Genomic DNA, 14,518 nt, shown 5'->3' with positions numbered 1-14,518 from the left:
ATTGCTGTGCAGCAGGCCGGGCGTTGTGTCGCGGAATTCTTTTGTAACAATGGCCGAAGCAGGACGAATTCGGGCCAGATCGGGACACGGGTGTGCTTCCGTCCGGGAAAACCCGCCAAGCGGGGTAAAATCCTCGTTTTGCTTCCTTCCTTATACGGCGCCCGCATCGTGTCCCTTGTTCAGCATCTGCCTGGTTCCTCCGTCCTGTCCTCCTTTCGTCGTGACCGCCTGCTGGCGCAATTGAAGGAAGCCGGCCTGCCGGTGGCCGACATTTCCGCCCGCTACGAGCACTTCGTCAGCACCGACGCCGCCCTGACGGCCGAGCAGCAGCAGCACCTGACCCAACTGCTGGACTACGGCACGCCCGCCACCGGCGAAGCGCCGGCCAAGAGCCTGGCGCTGCTGGTGATCCCGCGCCTGGGCACGATCTCGCCGTGGGCCAGCAAGGCCACCGACATCGCCCACAACTGTGGCCTGTCGGCCGTGCACCGCATCGAACGCGGCGTGCGCTACGTCATCACCCCCGAACGCGGCCTGCTGGGCGCCAAGTCGTTCGACGCCGACATGCTGGCGCGCGCGGCCGACTGCCTGCACGACCGCATGACCGAAACCGTGGTCGACGCCGGCTTCGACGGCCAGGCGCTGTTCCAGCCGCTGGCCGGCAAGCCGATGCGCACCGTCGACGTGCAGGCGCGTGGCGCCGCCGCGCTGGTCGAGGCCAACGTCAGCCTGGGCCTGGCCCTGTCGGACGACGAGATCGAATACCTGGCCCAGTCGTTCACCGACCTGGGCCGCGATCCCACCGACGTCGAACTGATGATGTTCGCGCAGGCCAACAGCGAACACTGCCGCCACAAGATCTTCAACGCCCAGTGGGTGATCGACGGCCAGGAACAGCCCAACACGCTGTTCGGCATGATCCGCGCCACCCACAAGGCCCAGCCCGAAGGCACCGTGGTCGCGTACTCGGACAACGCCGCCATCATGGCCGGCGGCCCGGCGCAGCGCTTCCAGGCCGGCGTGCCTGGCGTGACCGGCGAGGGCGTCGACGGCGCCAAGTACATCCGCCGCGACACCACCGTGCACACCCTGATGAAGGTCGAGACGCACAACCACCCGACCGCGATCGCGCCGTTCCCCGGCGCCTCGACCGGCGCCGGCGGTGAAATCCGCGACGAAGGCGCCACCGGCCGCGGCTCCAAGCCCAAGGCCGGTCTGACCGGCTTCACCGTCTCGCACCTGCGCTTCGACGACGCCACGCAGCCCTGGGAAGCCGACCACCACGGCCTGCCGGACCGCATCGCCTCGCCGCTGTCCATCATGATCGACGGCCCCATCGGCGGCGCCGCCTTCAACAACGAATTCGGCCGTCCCAACCTGCTGGGCTATTTCCGTTCGTTCGAGCAGACCGCCGGCGGCACGCGCTGGGGCTACCACAAGCCCATCATGATCGCGGGCGGCCTGGGCAGCATCGACGCCGGCCTGACCCACAAGGACGTGATTCCCCCCGGCGCGCTGCTGATCCAGCTGGGCGGCCCGGGTTTCCGCATCGGCATGGGCGGCGGCGCCGCCTCCAGCATCAGCATGGGCAGCAACTCGGCTGAACTGGACTTCGATTCGGTCCAGCGCGGCAACCCCGAACTGGAACGCCGCGCCCAGGAAGTCATCGACCGCTGCTGGCAGCAGGCCGAGAACAACCCGATCATCGCCATCCACGACGTCGGCGCGGGCGGCCTGTCCAACGCCTTCCCGGAACTGGTGAACGACGCCGGCCGCGGCGCCATCTTCGACCTCAAGCGCGTGCCGCTGGAAGAATCCGGCCTGTCGCCCGCCGAGATCTGGAGCAATGAATCGCAGGAACGCTACGTCCTGTCGATCCTGCCGCAGGACCTGGAACGCTTCGACGCCATCGCCCGCCGCGAACGCTGCCCCTACGCGGTGGTGGGCGTGGCCACCGAAGAGCGCCAGTTGCGCGTGGTCGATGGCGAGGGCCTGCCCGGCCTGGACACGATCCGTGCGCAAGGCGAGGCCGAAGTGCGCCCGGTCGACGTGCCGATCGACGTCATCCTGGGCAAGCCGCCGCGCATGACGCGCGACGTGCGCCGCCTGCCCGGCGTGTCCGAGCCGCTCGACCTGGCCGGCATCGACCTGACCGAAGCCGCCTACCGCGTGCTGCGCCACCCCACCGTGGCCAACAAGTCGTTCCTCATCACCATCGGCGACCGCACCGTCGGCGGCCTCTCCAGCCGCGACCAGATGGTCGGCCCGTGGCAGGTGCCGGTGGCCGACTGCGCCGTCACCCTGGCTGACTACCAGGGCTTCCGCGGCGAAGCCATGGCCATGGGCGAACGCACCCCGATCGCCATGCTGAACGCGCCGGCCTCCGGCCGCATGGCCGTGGCCGAGGCCCTGACCAACCTGGCCGCCGCCGACGTGGCGCGCCTGGAAGACATCAAGCTGTCCGCCAACTGGATGGCCGCCTGCGGCGTCGACGGCCAGGATGCCGCGCTGTACGACACCGTGTCGGCCGTCAGCGAGCTGTGCCAGGCCGCCGGCCTGTCGATCCCGGTGGGCAAGGATTCCCTGTCCATGAAGACTTCCTGGGAACAGGACGGCGAGCAGCGCCAGGTGGTGGCGCCGGTGTCGCTGATCGTCACGGCCTTCGCGCCGGTGGGCGACGTGCGCGCCAGCCTCACGCCGCAATTGCGCACCGACGCCGGCGACAGCGTGCTGATCCTGGTCGACCTGGGCCGCGGCCTGCACCGCATGGGCGGCTCGATCCTGGCGCAGACCTACAACCAGGTCGGCGAGACCGTGCCGGACATCGATTCGCCGGAAGCCCTGCGCGCCTTCTTCATCACCATCCGCACCCTGGCCGAGGCCGGCACGATCCTGGCCTACCACGACCGTTCGGACGGCGGCCTGTTCGCCACCCTGGTCGAAATGGCCTTCGCCGGCCGCACCGGCATCTCGGTCAACCTGGACATGCTGACCTTCGACCCGCAATCGGCCGATTGGGGCGACTACAAGATCCGTCCGGAACAGGTGGCGGTGCAGCGCGACGAGCTGACGCTCAAGGCGCTGTTCGCGGAAGAAGCCGGCGCCGTCATCCAGGTGCCGGCCGCCCAGCGCGATGCCGTCATGCAGGTGCTGCGCGGCGCCGGCCTGTCGGCCCACTCGCACGTCATCGGCGGCCTGAACGGCGGCGACGAGGTCGAGTTCTACCGCGACGGCAAGAAGGTCTGGGGCCAGCCGCGCGCCGACCTCGGCCGCGCCTGGAGCGAAGTGTCCTACCGCATCATGGCGCGCCGCGACAACCCCGCGTGCGCCCAGGCCGAGCTGGATGTCTGGAACGACACGCAGGACCCGGGCATGAGCCCCAACGTGGCCTTCGACCCGCAGGAAGACGTGGCCGCGCCGTTCATCAACAGCGGCAAGCGTCCGCGCGTGGCGATCCTGCGCGAGCAGGGCTGCAACAGCCAGGTGGAAATGGGCTGGGCCTTCGACACCGCCGGCTTCGACGCGGTCGACGTGCACATGACCGACCTGCTGTCGGGCCGCGTCGACCTGGCGCAGGTGCAGGGTCTGGTGGCCGTGGGCGGCTTCAGCTACGGCGACGTGCTGGGCGCCGGCGAGGGCTGGGCCCGCACCATCCGCTTCAATAGCAAGCTGTCGGATCAGTTCGCGGCGTACTTCGCTCGTCCCGACACCTTCGCGCTGGGCGTGTGCAACGGCTGCCAGATGATGGCCGCGCTGGCTCCGATGATCCCGGGCGCCGAGCACTGGCCGCGCTTCACCCGCAACCTGTCGGAGAAGTACGAGGCGCGCCTGTCGCTGGTCGAGCTGGCCAAGTCGCCGTCGATCTTCTTTGCCGGCATGGAAGGCGCCCGCATCCCGGTCGCCGTGGCGCACGGCGAAGGCTATGCCGACTTCTCGCAGCAGGGCGACGCCGGCCGCGTGCTGACGGCGGCGCGCTACATCGACAACCGCGGCAACGCCACCGAGGCCTATCCGTTCAACCCGAACGGCAGCCCCGGCGGCCTGACGTCCGTCACCACCGCCGACGGCCGCTTCACCGTGATGATGCCGCACCCGGAACGCGTGACCCGCAACGTCATGATGTCGTGGGCGCCCGAGAAGTGGGGCAACGCCGACAGCGGCGGCCAGTTCAGCCCGTGGATGCGCATTTTCCGCAATGCGCGTGCCTGGCTGAAATAGAAGGGCCCCCACGCTGCGCGCTTCGCGAGGCGGCCATTCTTGCCGGCTTGATGCAAAAAAGCCCCACCGATTCCGGTGGGGTTTTTTTTGCACGCCGGCAGGGCGCGGCGGCCACGACCCGCTAACGAGGGTAATCGTCGATTGTAACCCAATGAGATATTTAACTTTTCATTGCAATAAGCCGTAAACAGAGGGACAGCCGCCCAAGGCTGCCCTCCGCAAACCCCGAGTGGCCCCCTCCCCATGTTCAAGAACCTGAGTATCCGCGCCGTCCTGACGACCGCGCTCTGTATTTTTTTCGCCCTTTTCCTGGTGACCGGCATCGCCGTCTATCAGCAGCTGACCTCCAACCGCACCTCCATCGAGGTCATGCTGGATACCAACCTGGTGCGCGCCAACGCCGTGGACGACGCCGGCTCCGAACTGCTGCGCGCCCGCCTGGTGCTGCTGGCGGCCCAGACCACCTTGCTGGAAGGCAAGAGCATCGACAACCTGGCCAGCATGCAACGGCTGGACGGCTACACCAAGAAGGCCGCCGACCTGATCCAGAGCGCGCGCCAGAATCCCGAGACCTCGCCCGCGGGCAAGCCGCTGTTCGACGAGGCGCTGGCCGCCTATGAGGTCTACCAGCGCGACGCGATCGCGCCGATGGTCGCCGCGATCCGCGCCGGCAAGGCGCAGGACGCCAGCCGCCTGAACCTGGAGAAGGTCACGCCGCTGGGCATCGCCTTCACCCAGGCGATCCAGAAGTATGTCGATTACGCCGACGAGGTCGGCCAGCGCGTGGCGCGCGAGGCCAACACCCGCATCAATGGCGCCATCGCCTTCCTGATCGGCCTGCTGGTGGTGGTGGCGGTGCTGGTGGTGGGCCTGTACGCGGTGTTCGCGCGTTCGGTGTTCCGGCCGCTGCACGAGGCCGGCCGCCTGTTCGACCGCATCGCCGGCGGCGACCTGACCAACCGCATCGAGCAGCGCGGCAACAACGAGATCGGCGTGCTCTACGCCGCCGTCAAGCGCATGCAGGATAGCCTGGCGCGCACCGTGGCCGCCGTGCGCCAGGGCGTGGAAGAGATCCACACCGGTTCGCGCGAGATCGCGGCGGGCAACATCGACCTGTCCTCGCGCACCGAGCAGCAGGCCGCCTCGCTGGAGGAAACCGCCGCCAGCATGGACGAACTGTCGTCCACCGTGAAGAACAATGCCGACAGCTCGCGCAGCGCCTCGCAACTGGCGACGGCGGCGTCCGATGTGGCCACCCGTGGCGGCCAGGCGGTGGGTGACGTGGTGGGCACCATGCGCGCCATCGCCGACAGCTCCAACCGCATCGCCGACATCGTCGGCGTGATCGACGGCATCGCCTTCCAGACCAACATCCTGGCGTTGAACGCGGCGGTGGAAGCGGCCCGCGCCGGCGAGCAGGGCAAGGGCTTCGCGGTGGTGGCGAGCGAAGTGCGCGCGCTGGCGCAGCGCAGCGGCCAGGCCGCCAAGGAGATCAAGGGCCTGATCGACGACTCGGTGCAGAAGGTCTCGATCGGTTCCGACCAGGTCGAAGCGGCCGGCGCCACCATGCAGGAGATCGTGACCTCGGTGCGCCGCGTGACGGACATCATCAACGAAATCTCCAGCGCTTCCGAAGAGCAGTCGCAGGGCATCGAGCAGGTCAACCAGGCGGTGTCGCAGATGGACAGCGTGACGCAGCAGAACGCCGCGCTGGTCGAACAGGCCGCCGCGTCGGCCGCTTCGCTGGAAGCCCAGGCGCAAAGCCTGCGCGAAGCGGTGGCGGTGTTCAAGCTGCAGACGGGCCGCGTGATCGACGTCGAGGCGCCGGCCCTGGGCCGCGGCGGCGAGCCGGCGCTGATCGGCGCCTGATCGCTGCCTGATCCCGGCTTCGCCGGCCGAGGCGGACGGGCGCCTTCGCGTCCCGCGCCGCGCGCCGTCATGGCGGGCGAGGCCCGCCGCCGTCGCGATCAGGCCGCCAGCGCCCGGGTCAGGTGTTCTATCAAGGCGCGGATGCGCGCCGGCAGCCGGGGCGTTTCCGTCAAGGCATACAGCGTCACCGGCTCCAGTTCCCAATCCGGCAGCACCGCGACCAGTCCGGGCGCGGCGTCGCGCAGCGGCGCGATGCCGGCGCCGCGCGCGGCCAGCTGCCACGCCATCTCGGGATCATCCACGCAATAGCGTTCGCGCGTCATGACGACGGCGCGATCCTGGCCGCGCCGCAGTTGCCAGCGCGCGGGGGCGCCGTTGTCATCGGCATGCACGCCGATGCAGTCGTGCGCCGCCAGGTCGCTCGGGCGTTCGGGCGCCGGCCGCCGCGCCAGATACTCGGGGGCGGCATACAGGCGGGCCCGCAGGGCGCCCAGGCGGTGCGCCACCCAGGAAGGATCGGTGGGCGGTTCCAGCCGGATCGTCAGGTCGCGGCGGTACCGCGCCAGGTCCCCCGGGTCGGCCCGTTTCGTGCTCAATTGGAAGCGCACGCCGGGATGGCGCGCCGCGAAGGCCGCCAGCGCCGGGGCCAGGACCCGCTGCACCCGGGTGTCGGGCAGGGTCACGCGCAGCAGCCCGGCGCTGCCGGCCGCCGATCGTTGCGGACGCGGCGGCGCGGACAGGGGAATGCCCAGCGCCGCCGCGGCGCGGCCGAGACGGTGGGCGCTGGCGACGTCGGCGAACCCTTCCTGGCCGTGTGGCGGTTTCATCGAGCCGATTCCCGGGAAGAGGCGCGGCCTGGGCCGCTCAGAAGGCGTAGACCACGCCGACGCTGCCGAACATGTTGGTGCGGCGCTCGGTCAGCGGGCTGTCGCGCGCGTCGCCCAGCAGCGTGTTCACGCCGACCGTGGTGATGGTGCTCCAGCTGGGGTTGATGCGGTACGACCAGCTGGCGAACAGCGCCGCCGACTTGAAGCCCGACCCCGGCGAGTAGGTCGACAGACCGGCGCGGCTGCTGGCGGCCTGCGAGGACGTGACGCCGTACCAGGTCTGCATGGAATCATGGCTGGCCCATTGCGTGCTGGCGCCGACGTTGACGCGGTTGGCGCCGTCCTGCCAGGCGGCGTAGGTGGCGCGCAGTTCGAGCGTGCCGCCGTAGCCGCTGCGCGCGGCCTGGCGGTAGGCGGCGCCCAGCGACAGGGGGCCGGGCGCCCATTCGACGAAGGCGCCGTAGGTGCCGTGGAAGTCGATGTCGTCCAGGCCCTTGGTGCGGTCGGCGTCGCTGGAGTCGCGGCCCAGCCCCATGCCCAGGAACACGCCCGCCTTCCAGTCGGGCGCCAGCGTGGTCTGCAGGCCCAGCGCCGGCAGGCCGGCGCGCGGCGAGATGAAGAAGTTGCCGGAATGGTAGTTGATCAGCGGCACGGGCAGGGCGCGGTACTCGCGCGAGCCTTCGTACACCGGCACGTAGCCGACGCCCAGGCCGATGAAATTGGTGCCGGATTGTTGGGCCTGCGCCGTGCCTGCGAGACAGGCCAGGGCGGCGGCGCCAGTTGCTAACATAGCCAGCTTCATTGCGGGGATTTCCTTTGTCGTGAAGCCCGCGCGCGGCGAATGCCGGTACGCGGTAAGGCGCCCATTGTCGGAGCGGGCTTTTAAAAATTCTTTAAATCCAGGCCGGCACAATGCCGCCCCATGGATAGTCCGGGAGCGTTCTTGCAAGTTCTGCTGGTGGAAGATGACGCCATGCTGGGGGATGCCTTGCGCGCCAGCCTGGCGCGCGCGGGCATGCGCGTCGATTGGGTGCGCGACGTGGCCGAGGCCCGCCTGGCGCTGGTCGAGCACGGCTACGGCGCCGTGCTGCTGGACCTGGGGCTGCCGGGCGGCAGCGGACTGACGGTGCTCAAGCACCTGCGTTCGCGCTATGACGCGACGCCGGTGCTCATCATCACCGCGCGCGACCGCCTCAGCGAACGGATCCAGGGGCTGGACGCGGGCGCCGACGACTACATCGTCAAGCCCTTCCAGCTGGACGAGCTGCAGGCGCGGCTGCGGGCGGTCGTGCGCCGCAGCCGCAATTCGGTGGTGTCCGTCCTGCGCTGCCGCGACGTGCAGCTGGATCCGGCGCGGCGCGTGGTGACGCGGGCCGGCGCCGAAGTGGTGCTCAGCGCCAGCGAATACCGCACCTTGCTGGCGCTGATGGAGCGCGCCGGCCAGACCGTCAGCCGCGAGCAACTGGAGGCCGCCGTCTATGGCGGCAGCGGCACCATCGAGAGCAACACCGTGGCGGTGTACGTGCATCAATTGCGGCGCAAGCTCGGCGACGACCTGGTGGCCACCGTGCATGGCCTGGGTTATCGCATCGCGGCGGCGGAAGCGGCATGAAGACCCTGCGCAAGCGCCTGACCGTCACCTTGCTGCTGACGCTGCTGTTGACCTGGGCGGCGGTGTTCATGTGCCAGCAGCACGCCATGACCGAGGCGCGCACCGGCATCCGCGACCAGGCGCTGGTGGACTCGGCCAACCAGACCATCCTGTCGCTGCGGCGCAGCCTGCTCGAAGAGCGCCCGGACGAGCGCTTCGAACTGCCGCCTTCCAGCCATTTCCGCGGCGAGCGCACCACCGTGCAGATCTGGTCCAGACCCGACCGCCGCCTGGCGCTGCGTTCGCCCGAGGCGCCGCGCCAGCCGCTCAATCCGGAGTTCGAGGACGGCTTTCGCGACAGCGTGATCGGCGGCGACACCTGGCGCGTGTATTCGCTCAGCGACGCCTCCGGCCAGGTGCAGGTGCAGCTGGCGCGGGCCGACAGCGACCTGCGGGCCGAGGCGCTGGCGGCCTTCAAGCGCGGCCTGCTCATCGTGTCGGCGCTGTTCCTGCTGCTGGCGGCGGCGACCTGGATCGTGGTGCGGCTGGCGTTCCGCCCCGTCGACCAGGCCGGCGACGCGATCCAGCACCGCGCGCCGTTCGACCTGGCGCCCTTGCCATTGGACGGCCTGCCCGGCGAGTTGCATCCGTTCGTGCGCTCCATCAACACCTTGCTGGTGCGGCTGCAGGCCGCCATGGACCACGAGCGGCGTTTCCTGGCCGACGCGGCGCACGAACTGCGCACGCCGCTGGCCGCGCTCAGCGCCCAGACCGAGCTGCTGTCGCAACGCATCGCCGACACGCCGGCCGCCGACGCCGCGGCCCAGCTGCGCGCGGTGGCGCAGCGTACCGCGCGCCTGGCTGAACAATTGCTGGACCAGGCCCGCATGGACGCCGTCAGCGAAACCCGCGCCGATCTCGACACCGTGTCGCTGGACGCGCTGGTGGTGCTGCTGGTGCGAGACGGCGAGGCGGCCGCGGCGCGCAAGCGCCAGCGCATCCAGCTGGAGGTGCGGGCCTGCGACGTGCGCGGCGGCATGGATACGCTGGGCGTGCTGGTGCGCAACCTGCTCGACAACGCCTTGCGCTACACCCCCGAGGGCGGGCAGATCGCCGTGGCCTGCGGGCCGGGCGAGCAGGGCGGGGCCTGGCTGCGCGTGGCCGACGACGGCCCCGGCATCGCGCCTGGCGAACGCGCGCGGGTGTTCGACCGCTTCTATCGCGCCCCGGGCGCCAGTGGCGGCGGCAGCGGCATCGGGCTGTCGCTGGTGGCGCAGATCGCCGCGCGCCATGGCGCGGTGGTGGCCTTCTCGCCGGGCCTGAACGGCCGCGGCGTCGGCCTGGTGGTCACCTTTCCCGCGGCTGCCGCGGCATGAAAAAGGGCCGGCCTGAATGGCCGGCCCGCGAACCCCGCGCCGTGGCGCGCGTGGCTTACTGATCCAGCTGGATCTTGGCGTCGGCCGCCACGTTCTTCCACTTCTTCACGTCGCTGGCGATCACGTTCTTGAACGCTTCCGAGGTGCCGGCCACCACCGTGCCGCCCAGGCTGGCCATCTTGGCCTTGACCTCGGGGTTGTTGAGCGCCTTGACCGAGGCGTCGTGCAGCTTCTGCGTCACGTCGGCCGGCAGGCCCTTGGGCGCCAGCAGGCCGTTCCAGGCGTTGGCTTCGTAGCGCGGCAGGCCGGCTTCCTTGAAGGTCGGCGTGTCCGGCAGCTCCGGCGAACGCGTGTCGGCGGCGATGGCGATGGGACGGATCTGGCCGCCCTTGATGTACGGCAGCGAGGCCGGCACCGGTTCCCAGATCATCGAGACCTGGCCGCTGATGACGTCGGTGAAGGCCGGGCCCGCGCCGCGGTAGGCGATGTGCATGAGCTTGGCGCCGGTCATCGACTTCATCAGCTCCATCGCCAGGTTGCCCAGGCCGCCCGCGCCCGACGAGGCGTAGGTGTACTTGTCCGGGTTGGCCTTGGCGGCGGCGATCAGGCCGTTCAGGTCGGTGGCGGGGAAGTCCTTGGTCACGCTCAGCACGCCAGGCACGGTCACCAGCTGCGTGATGGCGGTGAAATCCTGCACCGCGTCGTAGGTCAGGTTCTTGTAGACCGCCGGGTTGGTGCCGTGGGTGCTGGACGAGGCCAGCAGCAGGATGTAGCCGTCCGGCGCGGCGTCGGCCACGTAGCGCGTGCCGATCGAGCCGCCCGCGCCGGCCTTGTTCTCGACCACCACGGTGGCGCCCAGTTCGGTGCCCAGCTGCGCGGCGAACACTCGGCCGATGATGTCGGCGGTGCCGCCGGGTGCGAACGGCACGATCAGGCGCACGGGCTTGTTGGGGTAGTCGGCCTGCTGCGCCGAGGCCGCGCCCGCGATCAGCGAGGCGCCGCTCAGCAACGCCACGGCGATTGCGGTTTTGGTCAGTTTCATGGTGTCTCCAGGCGAAGGTTAGTCGAGGCCATTGAGCCAGTCGACGATCAGTTCGGCGATGCGGTCGCTGTTGCGGTCCAGCATGCAGAAATGGGAATTGCCGGCGATGCCGGCGGCGGGCAGGTCCAGCAGGTCGGCGCGCCGGCCGGCCCGCCGCAGGGCGTCCCAGTAGGCGTCCGTCTGCGCGCGGTAGCGCCGCCAGGTGTCGTTGTGGTCGAAGTGGTCGCCCCAGACCAGCAGTTGCGGGGGCAGGGGGCCGTCGACGCGCTCGGGCGTGCCGGTGGGTTCCACCGCCACCACCGCGCGGATCGGGCCGGGGTACTCGCGCGCCAGCTGGGTGGCGTAGCCGCCGCCCTGGCTGTGGCCGATGACGATGCAGGGGCCGGCCAGGTCGAGCAGCTGGCGGTAGGCGTCCAGCGCCATGGCGTCGTGCGCCAGCCAGCGCGGCACGAACTGCTTGGCGAAGGTGTCGAACGCCTGGTCGGGAAATTGCTGCGCCGGATAGGCGCGGCGCGGCTGGCCGGCGGGCGCGTAGCCGTCGGCCGGACCAATGCGGAACAGGTGCCAGGCCTCTTCCTTGGAGCGGAAGATGGGCGCCGCGTCATAGATCTGCGGATACATCGCCCATGACGCGCGGCCGCGCTCGGGCGCGTCGGCCACGAACACGTCGTAGCCCGACTGCAGCAGCCGCCAGAGCCAGCCCTGGCGGCCGTCGGGCGTGCTTTCCCATTGCGCGCCGGTCATGCCGCCGCCATGCCACAGCAGCACCGGAAGGGCGTGGCGCGGTTCGGCCAGGCGGTATTCCTGCACGTACAGCTGGCCGGCGCAGTAGCTGCCGTTCATATCGACGGCGCGCGCGGCGCCGTTGCCCACCACCTGCTTGCGCAGCACCGGCAATCCGCCGGCCGCGACCTCGCGGCCGCCCAGGAAGTGGCTGCGCAGGGATTTCAACAGGACGGGGGCGTCGGGCATCGGCATCTCCAGGGGACGCCGTAATACTAGTTGTAACAGCCGCCGGGTTTGTGCAAAATGTGCAGGGCTTGTGCCGATACGGCACAGCCATACAAGAAGACGGTGGAGATGGCATGGATATCAAGTGGCTCGAGGACTTCGTGGCCCTGTCGAAGGCGCGCAACCTGTTCCAGGCGGCCGAGGCGCGCAACGTCACGCACCCGGCCTTCGGGCGCCGCATCAAGGCGCTGGAGGACTGGGCCGGCGTGCCGCTGGTCGAGCGCGGCCACCAGGTCTCGACGCTGAACGCGGCCGGGCGCAGCGTGCTGGCGGCCGCCATCGACGTGCTCGACATCCTGCGCGAGACGCGCCAGGGCCTGCAGAAGCCCGAGCTGGAACGCACCCGCCGCATCGCCATCGCCTCGGGCAAGACGCTGGCGCACTCGGTGTTGCCGGGACTGATGGCCAACGTGCAGCAGGGCATGCAGCCGTTCCAGCTGAAGGTGGTCACCACCACGCTCAACTACGGCATCGACATGCTGGCCGACGGCGAGGTCGATTTCCTGCTGTGCCATGCGCACGAGCCGCTGTACGCGCAGATCGACAATCCCAACTACCGCTTTCGCCGGGTCGGCGCTGACAAGCTGGTGGCGGTGAGCGTGCCGCTGGCGCCGGGCAGCCGCCATCCGCGCCACGCCGTGCCCAAGCTGGCCTCGGATCCGGCGGTGCCGTTCCTGGCCTATGCCGACAGCATGTCGCTGGGCCGCATCCTGCGCGACCGCCTGCGCGGCTTGTGCGTGCCGGCGCAGCTGCAGACCATGTACGAGTCGGACCTGGCCGACGCGCTGCACGCCATGGCCCGGCAGGGCTTCGGCCTGGCGTGGCTGCCGCACACGCTGGTCGAATCCGACCTGCGCGCCGGCGCCCTGGTGCGGGCCGACAGCGCGCGCAACGACATCCACATGGAGATCCGGCTGTACCAGTCGGTCGACAACGCCAAGTCGCTGGCGCGCCAGGTGTGGAGCCGGATCGAGGCGTACGCGGCGCGCTAGGCATAAAATAGAGGATTATTCCGCTTCCCGACCACAGGATCCCGCGCCATGAACGCACGCATCCCCGACGACGCACTTCCTCCTACCCTCGATCCGAAGGCTCTGCAGGCTTTTGTGGACGACAAGTGGGACAACGAGATCATTCCCGCGCTGACCGACTACATCGCCATCCCGGCCAAGAGCCCGGCGTTCGACGCCGACTGGGAAAAGAACGCGTTCATCGAGCGCGTGGTGCGCGATGCGGCGCAGTGGGTCGAGGCCCAGAAGGTCTCGGGCCTGAAGCTGGAAGTGGTGCGCCTGCCGGGCCGCACCCCGGTGATCTTCTTCGACGCGCCCGCCACCCGCAGCGACAACGGCGACACCGTGCTGCTATACGGCCACCTGGACAAGCAGCCGGAATTCTCGGGCTGGCGCGCCGGCCTGGGCCCCTGGACCCCCAAGTACGAAGACGGCAAGCTCTACGGCCGTGGCGGCGCCGACGACGGCTACGCCGTGTACGCCTCGCTCACCGCCATCATGGCGCTGGACAAGCAGGGCATTCCGCGCCCGCGCTGCGTCGGCATCGTCGAGACCTGTGAAGAATCCGGCAGCTACGACCTGCTGCCCTACGTCGACGCGTTGCGCGACCGCCTCGGCAACGTGGCCCTGGTGGTGTGCCTGGATTCGGGCGCCGGCAACTACGACCAGCTGTGGATGACCACCTCGCTGCGCGGCATGGTCTCGGGCACGCTGGAAGTGCAGGTGCTGGACGAAGGCGTGCACTCGGGCGATTCCAGCGGCGTGGTGCCGTCGTCGTTCCGCATCCTGCGCCACCTGCTGGACCGCCTGGAAGACAGCGGCACCGGCCGCCTGCTGCCGCAAAGCCTGCACTGCGAGATTCCCGCCGACCGCATCGAGCAGGTGCACGCCACCGCCCGCATCCTGGGCGACGAAGTCTGGCGCCGTTTCCCCTGGAGCTGCGGCGCCGAGGGCGGCTTCGTGCTGCCCATGACCACGGATCCGGAACAGGCCCTGCTGAACCGCACCTGGCGCCCGACCCTGTCGGTGACCGGCGCCGAAGGCCTGCCGCCGCTGTCCAGCGCCGGCAACGTGCTGCGTCCGCGCACCGCCTTCAAGCTGTCGCTGCGCTTGCCGCCGCTGATCGATGCCGTCGCCGCCTCCGAGGAAATCAAGGCCCTGCTGGAAGCCGACGCGCCCTACAACGCCAAGGTCATCTTCAAGGCCAACGAAGGCGCCGCCACCGGCTGGAACGCGCCGGCTTCGGTGCCGTGGCTGACCCAGGCCCTGGACGCCGCCTCGCAGCAATACTATGGCGCGCCCTGCGGCTACATCGGCCAGGGCGGCACCATTCCGCTGATGAGCATGCTGCAGAAGGGCTTCCCCAAGGCGCAGTTCATGGTCTGCGGCGTGCTGGGCCCCAAGTCCAACGCCCACGGCCCCAACGAGTTCCTGCACGTGCCCTACGGCAAGAAGCTCACTGCCGCGGTGGCGCAGACCATGGCGGCGATGCCGACGGCGTGATCGGCGCGGCCAGATGAAAAAAGCCCGGCCTGGCCGGGCTTTTTTCATGACGTCGAACGACTTGCCGACGA

Annotated in this window: 10 protein-coding genes; 6 read left to right on the top strand and 4 right to left on the bottom strand. The window is 69.9% G+C overall.

The window, feature by feature from the left end; all coding sequences use genetic code 11:
- Nucleotides 1–168 precede the first annotated feature (168 nt).
- Both purL and AC1HFW_RS11930 read left to right on the top strand, forming a co-directional pair.
- Nucleotides 169–4,218, top strand: coding sequence for a phosphoribosylformylglycinamidine synthase (gene purL / locus AC1HFW_RS11935; protein WP_479283517.1), 4,050 nt, complete (start codon nucleotides 169–171; stop codon nucleotides 4,216–4,218).
- 243 nt (nucleotides 4,219–4,461) lie between these two features.
- Nucleotides 4,462–6,087, top strand: coding sequence for a methyl-accepting chemotaxis protein (locus AC1HFW_RS11930; protein ID WP_241069372.1), 1,626 nt, complete (start codon nucleotides 4,462–4,464; stop codon nucleotides 6,085–6,087).
- Nucleotides 6,088–6,185: 98 nt separating this feature from the next.
- Here the strand turns inward: AC1HFW_RS11930 and AC1HFW_RS11925 are convergent, their stop codons facing one another.
- Nucleotides 6,186–6,914 carry a substrate binding domain-containing protein gene (locus AC1HFW_RS11925; RefSeq protein WP_479283514.1) on the bottom strand — a complete coding sequence of 243 codons (729 nt, stop codon included), beginning with the start codon at nucleotides 6,912–6,914 and terminating at the stop codon, nucleotides 6,186–6,188.
- 37 nt (nucleotides 6,915–6,951) lie between these two features.
- Entirely contained in the window at nucleotides 6,952–7,716 is a 765-nt protein-coding gene (locus AC1HFW_RS11920; RefSeq protein ID WP_006395752.1) for a MipA/OmpV family protein, read from the bottom strand.
- A gap of 141 nt (nucleotides 7,717–7,857) precedes the next feature.
- On the opposite strand from AC1HFW_RS11920, the gene AC1HFW_RS11915 reads away from it, so the two are divergent.
- Together AC1HFW_RS11915 and AC1HFW_RS11910 are read left to right on the top strand one after the other, a co-directional pair.
- Entirely contained in the window at nucleotides 7,858–8,526 is a 669-nt protein-coding gene (locus AC1HFW_RS11915) for a response regulator transcription factor (RefSeq protein WP_116521165.1), read from the top strand.
- Nucleotides 8,523–9,881, top strand: coding sequence for an ATP-binding protein (locus tag AC1HFW_RS11910; RefSeq protein WP_479283509.1), 1,359 nt, complete (start codon nucleotides 8,523–8,525; stop codon nucleotides 9,879–9,881). Before AC1HFW_RS11915 ends, AC1HFW_RS11910 begins: the two co-directional genes overlap by 4 nt.
- A gap of 55 nt (nucleotides 9,882–9,936) precedes the next feature.
- Here AC1HFW_RS11910 and AC1HFW_RS11905 read toward each other — a convergent pair whose 3' ends face one another.
- Entirely contained in the window at nucleotides 9,937–10,923 is a 987-nt protein-coding gene (locus AC1HFW_RS11905) for a Bug family tripartite tricarboxylate transporter substrate binding protein (RefSeq protein WP_198483437.1), read from the bottom strand.
- Nucleotides 10,924–10,941: 18 nt separating this feature from the next.
- Nucleotides 10,942–11,895, bottom strand: a complete 954-nt coding sequence (locus AC1HFW_RS11900; protein ID WP_479283507.1) for an alpha/beta hydrolase — start codon at nucleotides 11,893–11,895, stop codon at nucleotides 10,942–10,944.
- Between the two features lie 113 nt (nucleotides 11,896–12,008).
- Between AC1HFW_RS11900 and AC1HFW_RS11895 the strand changes: the two genes are divergently transcribed.
- Together AC1HFW_RS11895 and AC1HFW_RS11890 are read left to right on the top strand one after the other, a co-directional pair.
- On the top strand, nucleotides 12,009–12,926 hold the full coding sequence (locus AC1HFW_RS11895; RefSeq protein ID WP_116521161.1) for a LysR family transcriptional regulator: 918 nt from the start codon (nucleotides 12,009–12,011) through the stop codon (nucleotides 12,924–12,926).
- 48 nt (nucleotides 12,927–12,974) lie between these two features.
- Nucleotides 12,975–14,447: a M20 family metallopeptidase gene (locus AC1HFW_RS11890; protein ID WP_006395746.1), complete on the top strand. Its 1,473-nt coding sequence runs from the start codon at nucleotides 12,975–12,977 to the stop codon at nucleotides 14,445–14,447.
- Nucleotides 14,448–14,518 lie beyond the last annotated feature (71 nt).

This window comes from Achromobacter sp. ISS7 (genome assembly GCF_056523125.1).
Note: the sequence above shows the minus strand (reverse complement) of the source record. Positions and strands in the feature narration are given on the sequence as shown.

Excerpts from the sequence above, each read along its gene's own strand:
- AC1HFW_RS11930 (WP_241069372.1), top strand. The coding sequence starts at position 4,462 with ATGTTCAAGAACCTGAGTATCCGCGCCGTCCTGACGACCGCGCTCTGT.
- AC1HFW_RS11925 (WP_479283514.1), bottom strand. The coding sequence starts at position 6,914 with ATGAAACCGCCACACGGCCAGGAAGGGTTCGCCGACGTCGCCAGCGCC.
- AC1HFW_RS11920 (WP_006395752.1), bottom strand. The coding sequence starts at position 7,716 with ATGAAGCTGGCTATGTTAGCAACTGGCGCCGCCGCCCTGGCCTGTCTC.
- AC1HFW_RS11910 (WP_479283509.1), top strand. The coding sequence starts at position 8,523 with ATGAAGACCCTGCGCAAGCGCCTGACCGTCACCTTGCTGCTGACGCTG.
- AC1HFW_RS11905 (WP_198483437.1), bottom strand. The coding sequence starts at position 10,923 with ATGAAACTGACCAAAACCGCAATCGCCGTGGCGTTGCTGAGCGGCGCC.
- AC1HFW_RS11900 (WP_479283507.1), bottom strand. The coding sequence starts at position 11,895 with ATGCCCGACGCCCCCGTCCTGTTGAAATCCCTGCGCAGCCACTTCCTG.
- AC1HFW_RS11895 (WP_116521161.1), top strand. The coding sequence starts at position 12,009 with ATGGATATCAAGTGGCTCGAGGACTTCGTGGCCCTGTCGAAGGCGCGC.
- AC1HFW_RS11890 (WP_006395746.1), top strand. The coding sequence starts at position 12,975 with ATGAACGCACGCATCCCCGACGACGCACTTCCTCCTACCCTCGATCCG.